This window comes from Paenibacillus sp. YYML68, assembly GCF_027923405.1.
Classification (GTDB): Bacteria; Bacillota; Bacilli; order Paenibacillales; family NBRC-103111; genus Paenibacillus_G.
The window spans coordinates 3,316,023-3,329,451 of record NZ_BQYI01000001.1; the positions used below are offsets into that span (position 1 = coordinate 3,316,023).

Annotated in this window: 5 protein-coding genes; 1 reads left to right on the plus strand and 4 read right to left on the minus strand. The window is 56.1% G+C overall.

What is annotated here, in order from left to right; translation table 11 throughout:
- Positions 1 to 83: 83 nt before the first annotated feature.
- The 3 genes from addA to PAE68_RS15140 all read right to left on the minus strand — a co-directional run bounded on the left by addA (position 84) and on the right by PAE68_RS15140 (position 8,518).
- Positions 84 to 4,082, minus strand: coding sequence for a helicase-exonuclease AddAB subunit AddA (addA, locus tag PAE68_RS15130; RefSeq protein WP_281888255.1), 3,999 nt, complete (start codon positions 4,080 to 4,082; stop codon positions 84 to 86).
- Positions 4,042 to 7,842: a helicase-exonuclease AddAB subunit AddB gene (addB, locus tag PAE68_RS15135; protein WP_281888258.1), complete on the minus strand. Its 3,801-nt coding sequence runs from the start codon at positions 7,840 to 7,842 to the stop codon at positions 4,042 to 4,044. Before addB ends, addA begins: the two co-directional genes overlap by 41 nt.
- Positions 7,843 to 8,047: 205 nt before the next feature.
- Positions 8,048 to 8,518: a MarR family winged helix-turn-helix transcriptional regulator gene (locus PAE68_RS15140; protein WP_281888261.1), complete on the minus strand. Its 471-nt coding sequence runs from the start codon at positions 8,516 to 8,518 to the stop codon at positions 8,048 to 8,050.
- Between the two features lie 189 nt (positions 8,519 to 8,707).
- On the opposite strand from PAE68_RS15140, the gene PAE68_RS15145 reads away from it, so the two are divergent.
- Positions 8,708 to 10,333, plus strand: coding sequence for an MDR family MFS transporter (locus tag PAE68_RS15145; RefSeq protein WP_281888263.1), 1,626 nt, complete (start codon positions 8,708 to 8,710; stop codon positions 10,331 to 10,333).
- A gap of 95 nt (positions 10,334 to 10,428) precedes the next feature.
- On the opposite strand, the gene PAE68_RS15150 is transcribed toward PAE68_RS15145, so the two are convergent.
- Positions 10,429 to 13,230 carry an S-layer homology domain-containing protein gene (locus PAE68_RS15150; RefSeq protein WP_281888265.1) on the minus strand — a complete coding sequence of 934 codons (2,802 nt, stop codon included), beginning with the start codon at positions 13,228 to 13,230 and terminating at the stop codon, positions 10,429 to 10,431.
- Between the last annotated feature and the right edge of the window lie 199 nt (positions 13,231 to 13,429).

Below are 13,429 nucleotides of genomic sequence, written 5' to 3' on the forward strand. Positions count from 1 at the left end.
TTGACGGTATTCTTCAATTCCCCTGAAATAACAGCCTCCGAGTCTTCTCGGAGCTGTTATGGCAAGCGTCGAATTCTTTCCCTCTACAATCGCACCACATGAGCGCCGTCGAACAAGAATATATAAGTACCGATCACAGGCTTCTTCCATATTTGCTCCAATGCCCGTGCATACAGTCCAAGCTGAAGCCTGTACTTCTCCGCCACTCGTGCAGGTGAGGAGCCCTTCAATCGATCGGTCTTGTAATCCAGAAGCACAAGTCCGCTCTCCTCCTCAAACAGACAGTCGATCACACCCTGCAGCATGACCGTTTCTCCAGTTAAGCCTGCATCCTGCCCGGCATACAGCTCAGCTGCGGGCAAGCCGAAGCTGAACGGCACCTCACGGTAGACGCGTCCTGATGCCAGCAGTCGCTGACCAAGCTCGCTTCGATAGAAGGCTAAGATGACCTGCACATCTACGAGCGCACGCTGCTGTTCGGTCAGCAGCTCCCGCTGCACCATGTCGGCTAACGTCTCTTCAAGCTCCGATACCGACGGCTCGTCGCCAAGCGGAACGTGCTGCATAACGAGGTGGAACACCGAACCCCGCTCAGCTGCATTCAGCTGCTGCTGCTCAAGAAATCTCGGCCTTCTCACGATCAGAGGCCGATACGAAGTGCCTTCTCCAGTGCGATTCACACCATTCGCCTCGTCTCCTGAGCTGTGTTCTAAGCTGTCTGGAGAGCCTAGATGCAGCAACGGATATTTCGCCACAGCATCAACGTCAACCAGTTCCGACGAACCCGAGTTCGTCTCCAGTAGACTCAGCAGCCTCTCGTGCTCGGACAGCCGCTTCAGCTCCGTAACCGACGTCTTGGAGAACAGCTTGGACGCATCCGGGTACGCATACTGCCACGACAGTCGTCTATTCGTCTGCTCATCCCACTCGTTCGCCCCTTCAACAGACTCCAGCTGCTGCAGCGATAGCCATCTCGGGTCTGCTTCCATCGCCTCACGGCTCACCGCAGCCTCCGCGATGGAGGCGAATCGATCCGGACTGAACACATGCACCTGCCAGCGGGACTGTTCATTGGCCATGATCGAAGGGGACTCATCCGGTATAGCCGCTGCATCCCGCAGTAGACCCGCATCTGGATGGCGGATTAAGGCCGGACCGATCCAATCCAGATAGCAGCGCGCCTCAGCAAGCGTATCGTCAGGCAGCACCGCATCCTCAAGGCTCGCATAGCGCGCCCAGGAAGCGACCAGCTTCTCTAAGCCTCGAACACTAGCAGTCAGAATAAGCTTCTCCTTGGCCCGCGTAAGCGCGACATAGAGCACCCGCATCTCCTCGGCAATCGACTCCATCCGGATACGCTGCTTGATCGCTAACCACGGCAGCGTTGGGTAGCTGACTCTGGCATCCGTCTCCGTCAGCTTCGGACCGAAGCCGAGCTCCCTGTGAACAAGGAACGGATCCGTCAGCTCGCGCTTGTTGAACAGCTTGCCGCAGCCGGCGACGAAGACGACGGGAAACTCCAGCCCCTTACTCTTATGAATCGTCATTATACGAACGACATTCTCCTGCTCACCAAGCGCACGCGCTGTCCCTAGATCGCCGCCGCTCTTCTGCATCCGCTCCACGAAGCGCAGGAAGCGGAACAGACCGCGCAGACTCGTCGCTTCATACTGCTTGGCCCGATCGTACAGCGCACGAAGGTTCGCCTGCCGCTGCTCGCCGCCAGCCAAGCCTCCAACGAAGTCGAAGTATCCAGTCTGTCGATACAAGTCCCATATCAAGTCGGCGAGCGGTCCCTGCAGCGATTGCTGACGCCATCCCTTCAGCTGCTCGTAGAAGAGCTTCAGCTTATGCTGCAGCTCAGCAGACCTGCCGTCTGAATGAGGCACATCCCCCTCTACGTCAGCCGAAGCAGCCTCAGAATTAGGACGAATGTAAGCTCGCACCGCATCGAAGAACGAGCCTCGTTTACTGTAAATGCGCAGCAGAGCTAGCTCCTCTTCGTCAAGGCCAACGATCGGCGATCGAAGCACCCCCGCGAGTGGAATATCTTGATACGGATTATCAATAATACGTAACAGTGATAGGACGAGCTGAACCTCCGTTGCGCCGAAATAGCCTGTATTCAGCTCGGCATAAGCGGGTATGCCCTGCTGCGCAAGCTCCTCGATCAAGACGGGAGCCCACTGCTGGGTCGCCCGCAGCAGCACGACGACATCGCGGTACGTCATATCCCGCATTGCCTTCAACGATTTATCATACACCTGGAAGACAGGGCCTCCGCCCTCGCCAAGCATCGTCCGTATGCGCTGTGCAAGCAATCGCCCTTCCAGCTGGGCAGCCTCCAGCTCCCGCGCCTCGCTCATGTCGGCCGTATCGCCCTCAGCGCCGTCATCGCCCTCACTGTCAGCAGCCGAATTCGCAGCCGCTCCCAAGCCTTCCCCTTCAGCTGTCCGGTCAATGAGAATAAGCTCGGCATCCAATTGACTGCTGTCTGCCACCTCCGGATACACCGCTCCACATACGAGCTCCGCCCGTTCGTCGTAGTCGATCTCACCAACGCTTTCATTCATCACCTGACGGAAAATGTAATTCGTCGCATCGACCACCTCAGCACGGCTGCGGAAGTTGCGCGACAGATCAATGCGCAGCCCCGGTCCCGTGCCGTCCAGCTGATAGCTCTTATATTTCTCCTGGAACAAGCCGGGCTCCGCAAGTCGAAATCGATAAATGGACTGCTTGACGTCCCCCACTAAGAAGCGATTACCCGGCTGCTCGTGCGAAATAAAGGCCACGATCGCCTCCTGCACCCGATTCGTATCCTGATACTCATCGAGCAGCACCTCGGCGAACTGCTCGCGGTACTCGAGCGCCGCCTGCGACGGCACTGGACAGTCAGGCGTCGATTCCGGCGCGCTCAGAATGCGCAAGCAATAATGCTCAAGATCCGCAAAGTCAACCAGTCCCTTGTCCTGCTTCGCTGCTTGGTACCTGCCCCCAAACTCGGCTACGAGCTCTACAAGTGTTCGCATTAAAGGCGCCATCGTCTCGAGCTCCTGACTATATTGCTCAAGGCTGCGGCCGAACCATTCCTCACGCATCGCTGCCAGCTTATCCTTCGCTTCGGTGCGCAGCTTCTTCACCTGCTCCTGCAGCTGCTTGTCGTAATCGTCGCCCTTACATGCCTTCAGCTTGCCGAAGGAGGCGCCTTGCATCGCCTCGTGCAGCTGCTCCCATGCTCCGGTCTGCGTCAGCTCCATGATGGAGCTGACCAGCTGCAGATCGTCAACGAGATTAGCGATATACGGAGCGGGGCCACCGGGCTCCTCGGCAAGCCGAAGCGCCTCGCGCAGCAGTCCGAGCGTCCCCTTCAGCTCAAGTCTGACGGCTGCACGCAGCGTAGCCAAGCCCGGATCAGTCTCCTCGTCTAGAGGTAGCTCGAAGCGGCTCACGCATTCGTTCAGCCAATGGTCAGGCCAAGGATGGCTTCGCGAATCGTCATACAGCCGCTGTACGAGCCGGAACAAGCCATCATCGCTCTTGTCGCCGCTGAACGAATCAGCCAGCCGCCAGAACAGGTCTCCCTCCTGCGTGCTGCCGTAGCGCTCCTCCAGCAGCTCCTCGAGCAGCTCCTGACGGAGCAGAGCGCTCTCTGTTTCATTCGCAATACGGAAGGCCGGGTCGAGCCCAATGCTCTGATAATGCTTCTGAATGACCTCCATACAGAAGGAATGCAGCGTCGTAATAAACGCTCTCGGGATGAGTGCCAGCTGTCTGCTTAGATGCTCCGACTCCGGGTCGAGCACAAGCGCCTTCTCCAGCGCCTCGCTAATACGGTGTCTCATCTCAGCCGCCGCTGCCTTCGTGAACGTAGCGACTAGCAGCCGATCCACATCAAGCGGATGAGCCGGGTCCGAGATACGGCGAATGATGCGCTCGACCAGCACTGCCGTCTTCCCCGAGCCCGCTGCAGCTGCGACGAGCATGCTGGATCCACGGCTGGCGATTGCCTTCCATTGATCATCGGTCCAGGTACTGACCTCAGGCTTCGGTATAGCCATTGTTGCCGCCTGCTCCTTCATCGGTCAACTCCTCCGTTTCGTTCGGATTCTCTTGAGGCTCCACATTAGCCTCGACAGCTGCTGCAGCCTCCTGCATGAAGCCTCCAGCTACCTTCGCAGCAGCCCGCTTGCGACTCCCGAAGCTTCGGCCCGCCGCTGACTTGTCCGAAGCTGGAGCAGCCTCTGCTTGCGCTGAACGCTCCTGCTCCGACTCTACACGCAACGGCCGCTCAAGCTCGGCTGTTCGGCTAACATCACGCTCCATGAGCTCTAGCGCTGCTGTACGGCTTAGCGGCGGGAGCTGTCGATACGCATTCCCTGCCAGCTGCGTATCGAATTGGCATACCTCCTTGAACGAGCAACCCTGACAAGCAGCAGCTGTCCGCGTCCGATATGGCTCGATCGCAATACGGCCGCCAACCATGGAGCCTCCGATCTCCTGAATCGTCCGCTTCACATGACGGCGGATCGTGCTCCATTCCTCATCGGAGGCGACCGAGGACGTCTTATAGAAGCTGCCGTCCGTCTTCAGAGCGGCGGGAAGCAGCTCCGAATGTCCACCCGCGCCGATCAGGCCGCTGTCCATCAAGCGGACGATGTCCGCATCGGCCGACAACAATCCCTTCATCTTGAAGCGCTTCTTCAGCTCCTTGTCGAGCTGCTCGGCTGTCAGCGCATTTTTCACCTGCAGCATTGGATTATGAACATGGAAGTACAGCACCCCCGCCGGCTTCGCCGTCGTTCCGAGCCACGACTCGGCATGCGTCAGCACCACCTCGAGATAGGTCAGCATCTGCAGAGACAGCCCGTAGTACACATCGCCAAGCTGGAGCGCCTTCGAGCTCGACTTATAATCAATGATTCGCAGCAGCGTGCCAAGCTCGGTATCCGCCTTGTCCACTCGGTCAATTCGTCCCCGAAGCTGCATCCGCACACCGTTAGCCAGCTCATATTCGAGTGGTGGTATCGGCTGACCGTCCCCGAAGCCGACCTCCAGCGCAATCGGCTGGAATTGACTTCGCTTCGCATGGACGCCGAGCATCGCCGCAGCTTTGCTGATCACCTGCGTCAGCTTGCGGGCGATATACCGGTATCGCTCCGAGCTGAGCAATATTTCCCCTTGAAGTCGCGGACTGAGCGCCTCGACGACGGATGCGGCTCTCGCTTCGTACTCCGCATCTGACATGCGCGACCAATCCAAGCCCTCCGCGGCGACTTGCTCCGCGAACTGACTGAGCGCGGCATGGAACAGCTGTCCAATGTCTGGTGCTTCGAGTGTATATAGCCGCCGTTCCTTCAAGCGCAGCCCGTGCGAGACGAACTGCGAGAACGGACAGCTGACGAACCGCTCCATCCGCGACACACTCGCCGCTATGGAATCTCCATACAGCTCACGGCTCGTCGATTCGGTTAGTGCTGTCACGCTATTCGTATATTGCAGGGAGAGCAGCAGCCGTCTCAGCTTAGGCTCATACTCAGGCTGCGAGACGAACCAGTTGTACACTGACCACCACATGTCGTGAATCGGCACTCCGCGCACCCACTGCTTAAGCTGAACGAAGAGCAGGGACATCGCCTTGCCCGGCTCGGCTACGAATTCTAGCTGCTCTGCTGCCGCCGCATCCACACTCGGCTCGCTAAGCAGCAGCCGCTCCTGCACATCCGGGAACAATCGCTTCACATGGCGGACAACCTCGGAGGGCAGCAGTGACTTCCCCTCTTCATCGGCGAGCGGATAGCTGATCCACAGCGCCTCGCTCGGTGTGCTAAGCGCATGATAGATCAGGAACGGCTCGTCCAGCAGTCTTCGGCGGCTATCCTCAGCCAGCTGCAGCCCCGCTTCGGCAAGCCGCATCCGCTCGGCCTCCGTCAGCACGCCGCTCTCCACAATCTTGGAGGGCATAACTCCCTCATTAGCGCCCAGCACGAATAGATGCTTCACCTGCGCTGACCTCGTCCGATCCATACTGCCGATCAGCACCTGATCGAGCGTCGGAGGCACGAGGCCGAGCTTGATGCTCTCCATCCCCGCGTCAATGAGCTTCGAGAATTGATCGAGCGGCAGCTCCTCATCCCCGAGCAGCTCGACCAGCTGATCGAACATATCGATCACACGGTCCCATACTTGCGAATGCTCCCTCGCCTTCTCCGGCTTGCCAGACCGCAGAGCGGCTTGTCCCCAGCTCTCCAGCTGCTCCGGTATTTGTAGAGCAACGAGCAGATCATAGACCGCCTCGACCCGATCGCGTACCCGTTTACGCTCGCGAAGCCGGTCCTGCAGCTCCCCGAGCGGTCCTGTGACCAATCGTCTATACCGGTTGATCTGCTCGAGCCACCTGGCGTTCGCTTCAGAGCCCGCACCATCGCTCTCGAGCGATGCGTCATACGTATAAGTCCAATCTGCACCCATACGCCACCTGGAGCCTTGTATGCCGAAGGCGAGCACATAATTTTCCAGCTGATCGAACGCATATCGGCCGACAGGCGCCTCCAGCTGACTGCTGCCAGCTCGCGGCTGGAAGAAGCCTGTCTTGACACAGCGGAATACGGCGTCATACCTCCAGTGGAGCCTAGCCACCTCGAGCGCCGACCGAATGAACTCGACAAGCGGATGATGCAGCACGGACCTTTTCTGGTCAAAAAACAACGGGATTCCGTAATCGGCAAACGTTCCCGCAATCAAATCGCCATACACCTCGATACTTCGGACCGAAACGGCAATATCACGCCAGCGAAGACCATCCTCGCGCACGAGACGGATGATATCTCGAGCCATTCCCTCCACCTCGGCGCGCCGATTAACGGCCGCTGTAAGCTTCACAGCTGCAGTCTCCGTCTCCTCGGCCTTCAATCTATAGGCTGGCCTCCTGCGGCTCCACAGGTGCGTCTCCAGATGCGCCAGCATCGGATTGTGATGATGCCTTGCAGCAGGCTCTGAGGCAAGCACAACAGGCTCGTCCACCTGCACCCCGGCAGCGTGTAGTCGCTTCGTCACCTGCTGCATCGTGCGAGCTGTTGGATGGAACAGCTCCAGCTCCGGCAGCTCCTCACGAGCAGCGTAAGGCCGGTTCAGACATAGCGTGAGCGTCACCTGCTCCGCATGGAGCGCAAGCTGCTCCAGCACATCCACCTCCTGCGGCGTGAAGCCGTGGAAGCCGTCTACCCAGCACATCGCCCCCTGTATGTAAGGGGAAGCCTTGATTTGCTGAGCAAGAAGGGTCAAGTAATCTTCTCCATCCAGATAGGCGCGTGAGAGCTCCGCCTCGAATTGCTCATAGATCAGTCGTAGATCGTCCAGCTTCGGCGCGAACGAGCCGAATGCTCCAGCAAGACCCGCTTCAAGCTTGCCTTCCATGCCAGCGAAGTGCGAAGGCGTGACGTTGTACCGCTTGAATTCCGTCAGCAGCTCATTCAGCTGCTCGAGGAAGCCGTGCTGCTCCGCCGCGCCGTGCATTCGCTGCAGCCGGTCGCGGTTGCGGTGAATGATGCGATGCAGCAGCAGCTTTTTGCCCGTATCGTCTATAGGAAGTCTCGCCGTACCGCCAACCTCCTGCATCACACGCCAGGCGAGCCGTCGGAAGCTGAGCACCTGCGCACGCAGCGTGCCCCCGAGCTCCGGCACGGAGATCAGTGCATATTCGGCCTGAAACGTCGCCTGCTCCGGCACGAGCCATATGAGCGGCGCCCCTTGAGGCGCGGCGATGAGCCGCTGCTTGATTTCGTCGAGACACCAAGTCGTTTTCCCCGCTCCCGCACGTCCGAGGACGAATTGAAATGCCATTGCAGTCCCTCCTTCTCCCCATCGAACGCTGTCCTTAACTCTACTATTCTAGCAGACTTTGTCCGATTCTGGTTCATTGTGACTTTGGTATATTGTATCATAACTCCCATAATAAGAACAAACGTTCTCTACTTGTAAACTTCGTGACAAAATAAAGACGGCCCCATCTCAGATAGGACCGTCTCGTATGAACGGCTGTGTGCAGCTACAGGTCAGACTGCCTTGATTGCTTCGCTTGCTTGAAATAACCGTAAGCCTCGTTCAACAGGTGCACAAGCTGCTGGCTCTGGGCTTCACCCAAATGCTCGACCAGCCCGGCGAACATCGATCGGATCTCCACTCTCGCCTGCTCGGCCATGTGTGACCCTTTATCCGTCAGCGTAATCTCGGCATAACGCCGGTCCGTTCGATTAACGGTACGCTCCACCAGACCTTCCTTGATTAAGGCATTGACCATCTGTGTTACGGTGGGAGAAGTAACCTCCAGCACCTTGCTAAGCTCCGATACCGTCGTCATCTGCTGCTCATTATGGTCTGTTCGATCCTTCACAGCCAGAAGTACTCGCAGCTCACTCGCCTTAATGCCCCATTTCGTCGTCTTCCGCCAGTCTGCCTTGGCAAGCTTCGAGAATGTGCTTATTAATTCCGTAATATGCTGCTGAGAGGGTTGATTCATGCTCATTCATCACCGCCGATTCTGGTTACGCTAATGCCATCTATCATAAATAATGTAGGCTGAAGCGTCAATCCATTGTACAGCCCCCAATAAATACGACTTGATAATTGCTGCAGCAGCCCTTATATTGAATTACATAGGTTGCCTAACTATTTATTTGCACACTTGATAAAGAAAGAAGGATTTATAATGGAACATTTATCAGATAAGCGCAAAGCGACCATCATGCTCGCCTTAATGGCGTCCATGTTTTTCGCTGCTATTAACCAGACGATCGTCAGCACAGCCATGCCGCGAATCATTGCCATGCTTGGAGGCATGGAATATTATTCATGGGTCATTATGATCTATATGCTGACCTCCACCGTATCCACGATCTTGGTCGGCAAGCTGTCGGATCTGTACGGTCGTAAGCCATTCCTGCTCGGCGGTATCGTCGTATTCATGATTGGTGCCTTCCTGACCGGATTGTCGACCAGCATCACCCAGATGATTGCCTTTCGCGGTATTCAAGGACTCGGGGGCGGCGTGCTCATGGCGGTCACAACGATGGCGGTAGGCGACTTGTATGCGCCGCGGGAGAGAGCGAAGTGGACGGGACTAATGATGGGCATATTCGGGTTGTCGAGCGTCATCGGTCCGACACTTGGCGGCTTCATGATCGATCACATGGATTGGAAATGGCTGTTCTGGATCTTCCTTCCACTCGGGATCGTCGCCTTCACCATGATTATGCGCATGTTCCCCAAGGTTCCAAAGGTGGAGAACGTTACGATCGACTATTGGGGCTCGCTGTTTCTATCCCTCAGCATTATCTCGTTGCTGCTCGGATTTACTTGGGCGGGCACGAAGTACGACTGGGGCTCCTTCGAGATTATAGGCCTGTTCTCGCTTGGTGTTGTATTCGCGGCTATCCTCGTGCTGATCGAGCGCAAGGCCCTTAATCCGGTGCTTCCTCTATCCTTGTTCAAAAACGGCATCGTCAACATTTCGAATATGGTCGGTTTTCTCATTAATGCGGGGATGATGGGCGCGATGGTCTACTTACCGTTCTTCGTACAAGGCGTCGAAGGACTGTCGCCGACGCAGTCGGGCTTTGTGAACATGCCGATGATGATTATGATGATTGTGCTGAGCAGTCTCGTCGGACGCTGGATGACGAAGACCGGCACCTACAAGCGATACGCTGTAGCCGGTGTCTTCTCGATGATCGTGGGCATGACGATGATGATGTTCATGGACAGTGTGACGATGGCGGTCGCCAGCATGTGCGTATTCGGCGTAGGTCTCGGCCTGTGCATGCCCGTGTTCACCCTTACTGTACAGAACGCAGTGCCTGCCGACCAGCTAGGCGTAGCGACAGCATCGGCAACGTTGTTCCGCAATCTCGGAGGTACGATTGGCATCGCCGTGCTCGGCTCTGTGATGAACTCGGCTATTACGTCGAATCTCCAGCGATCGTTCCAGGCGAGTGCAGGCAGCGTCGATCTGACGAAGCTGGAGCCAGGCGTCGCGGAGCAGGCAGCGACATTTATGAATCCGCAAATTTTACTCGATCAGCCGAAGCTCAGCTCCATCTTAGCGTCGGTGCCAACGGATCTGAAGCCGCTGCTTGAGCAGCTAGTCGCCTCGCTGCGCCTCGTGCTAGCGGAGTCATTGTCCGTCGTCTTCATGACGGGAGCCGGATTGTTGGGAGCGGCGCTGCTGCTCGTCTTTTTCCTCAAGGAAATTCCGCTACGATCGGGTCAGAGGCCAGCAGAGATGCAAGGCGTTAATGACAAGGCTACCGAGAGCCCATCCGTGCTGCAGCCGTAACTGCCTCCTTTTTTACTCAACAAAAAGAAGCACTTGTCATCAATCGACAAGTGCTTCTTTGATATTCTAGCGAGGTTTATCGAACTCGCCTACGCTTATTGCATCGGCCAAGGCGCACGCTGTAGCAGCCTGTGAATCCAGAGCGCCGTTGCGCCGCGTGTAGCGGCAGCATCCTTCGTGAAGGCAACGCCGTTATCCGCCTGCAGCACCTGGAATCTCCAAGCTAAAGCAGCCGCATCCAGTGCCCAATCATCGACGGACAGCTTGCCGTTCGAATTGGTTATATATGTGCTGCGATCCGTGTCGTTGAGCTTGAGACCCGGCTGCACCGACTTCAGCGCATTGCTAAGCATCGTGACCGCTTCCTGATGCGTAATCGTCTGCTCCGGACGGAACGTACCGTCCTCATAGCCGCTGATCAGTCCTGCATTCACAGCCGTGTAGACGACGTCCGCGAACCAATCGTCAGATGCTACATCTGAGAACGTCAAGCTCGCTTGCTGTGCAGACTTCAAGCCGAGCGCACGAACGAGCAGCGCCGCGAATTCAGATCGCTTCACCTGAACATCTGCTCGGAACGTATCGTCCTCGAAGCCGTTAATGATTGAGCCTGCCGCAAGAGCATCTACAGCAGCCTTGGCATAATGATCGTCCGCCACATCGGTGAACGGCTTTTGTGCTTTATACACCGTATAGATCGAATTTCCTTTTCTCCACATCGTAACTTCCGCAGGTTTGCCGTTGCTCGCAGCCTTGTAGGTGAGCGGCACAGGCACCAAGGAGCCCGTTGCTTCATCCCATACTGCGCCAGCCAGCTGCTCGCCCTGCTTCAGCGCGAAGCCGCTCGGAAGCACGATCGTATGCCCTACATAGACGGAGAAATCATTAGCACTACCTACCACTTTGTTCTGCTTATCCAATAGCGTCAGCTCGAAGGACAGTGCCTTGCCCACTACCTCTCCACCGCTCGTCGCTACATCCTTCGCAAGACGCTGCTGCTCAGACGCCGGCAGCTCCTCAATTTGCAGCTTCACACTTGCATCCGCTTTGTCGCTCGCCAGCTTGGCCGCCTCCTGCAATGCCGCAAGCGGCAGACGAACCGCGCCGATCGGCGTGCTAACCGCTACGATAGCATCCGATTTCTTCTTCCCCAGCTCCCCGATCAGGCTGCTGTTCAGCTGCAGCTCATAGCCTTGAGCGCTGGAGGTCATATCAATCTTCAGCTCGCGGTTGCTACCCTTGAGCTGATCATCGGTAAGCTTCTTCAGCTGGTCCTCGTTCACGACCGTGACTGATTTCTTCTTCCCGTTCACCTGCACAACTTCTTCCTTGAGCTCGGCTGCGTTCCCGATAATTCCGCCGCCTCCGCCGAAGCAGCAGCCTCCACCACCAGCAGGTGCCGGCTCAGCCGTATAAGACTTCGCGAGCTTCAGACTTGGAAGTGCGTTCCCGCGCTGCAAGGAGAAATATAAGCTGCCTGCATCCTTGCCCAGCTGAGCGAGCTCCAGAGACATCGACGTCGCTCCGGACGCAATTTTACGAACATACAGCGGGTAAGGGGTGCTGCTACTTGTATACACTTTAATGACATCACCTGCGAGCAGATTCGTCACCGTTACCGTGTCCGAAGTACCTTCCTTGTTGTTCACAATTTGAATCTGATCAGCCGACAACGATGGGCCATACAGTTTATCTTGAATCGGCAGCACAAGAGGCGCGCTTTCTCCCTCAGAGGTTACCGTATAGATACCAATTGCGGTTGCGCCGCTTGGTATTGGCGTGTTGTATGGGATGTCTACCACGTGGCTTCCGAACGGTAATCTTTGCACTTGTAAGATTGGCTTAAGCTTCTGTTGCTGACTGTTAATGAAATAGAGCTGGAAACGAGGCAAAGACATCATATGGTTCTGATGGATAAAGAACAACTCACCGCCGAGCTCTCCCGAATCGCCATCTACATCATCAAATCCTGCATAAAAAGCAGGAGCTAGATACAGCCCTTGCGGTAAAGAGGCTGTGGTCTCCTCTGAAATATTATCGTATAGCCATTGTCTCGATTGCTCAAATTCATCACCAGCACCATTTCGAGCTAGAACAACAACCGCTCTTGCTGACGCAGGAATTTGACTGCTGGTTATTGTAACGCGATAGGGCGACTGCCCCTTAGCAATAATGATCGAATGTCCGTCAATGCGGACATGGGTATCAGTCTCGAAAACAATCTCATAGCCTGTTATTGAAGTCTCGTCTACCCTAGTAGCCCATGAGAGCTCCACATTAAGCTGACCGGCTCGGCCATCTGTATCGATCGCATAGTCATATTCCGTATCGGTCATTTTGAAGTCCCATAAGCCTGTGAATGCACCGATTTCCGACTCTCCATGCTCGCTCTTGCCGAATAGGCCGATACGCTGGGCCCCTTGCGGAATTACTGTGCCTGGAGGCAGCGAGACCCTATACAAATAAATAGTGTGTTCTCCCAGTTCAAAGGCAACGCCCTTCCTCTGAATCTCTGCAATCGGCTTCAGCTTCACGTTCTCAGCATTAACAAAATAGGCCACGTAGCTAGTTGCTGCTTCATAAGGCTGATATTCGATCCACGAGATTACTCCTTCAGCAACGCCAAGCTCCAAATCACGAAGTCCAATGTAAGGAGTCATGCTCGGTGCGGCCAATGACTTATAGGTTGCCGCCTGTACCGTTTCATTCAAGATGCTGTCATGCACCTGCATCCGGTATGCTTCAGGCAACAAATTGCCGTTCAAATCTTTTGGCACCACCTCGACGAACATCGCCTGGGACGGCAGTGCACCCTCTTCTAAGGTAATACGATAAGTCCCTAAATTCGGTGCCTTCGGGTAGCTCTCGCTATCGTAAACATCACCTGTTACTCCCACATAACGGACCTCGTAGCCCGAAAATTGTGTTTGATCCGAAACATTCCAATTAATGGATGCCTTAATTAGACCTCGCGACGGGTTAAGATCCTCGAAATAAAATGCATTGATAGGAGCACCGCCACTTGAGCCTCCACCGCTATCCTCTGACACAACAACAGATGAAGCACTCGTTCCCGATGACGATTCAACACCTACA